Annotated in this window: 1 protein-coding gene; it reads left to right on the plus strand. The window is 66.0% G+C overall.

Going from position 1 to position 247, the window contains the following annotated elements:
- Positions 1-247, plus strand: a 247-nt coding sequence (locus U5771_RS35520; protein WP_322028231.1) for an IS66 family transposase, incomplete at both ends; no start/stop codon positions are given.

The following is a 247-nucleotide window of genomic DNA, read 5'->3' on the forward strand; positions in this document are numbered from 1 at the left end:
TGGCGTGCAGCCTGGCACCGTGCTGATGACTGACGGGTACGAGCTCTACAACGGAATCGCCCACGATCACCAGCTCGTGCATCTCGGATGCTGGGCACACGTGCGCCGCGGCTTCATCAAGGCCGAGGAGTCGGTGCCGAAGGCGGCACGCTCGCCGGATCTGCTGGCCACGCGCTTCGTCGTGCTGATCGGCAAGCTGTTCGCGGCCGAGGCGCGCAGCGCGAAGTGGAAGTCTGAACGTCGGCAA

It is taken from the genome of Burkholderia sp. BCC1977 (genome assembly GCF_905339595.1).
In the GTDB taxonomy this organism is placed as follows: domain Bacteria; phylum Pseudomonadota; class Gammaproteobacteria; order Burkholderiales; family Burkholderiaceae; genus Burkholderia.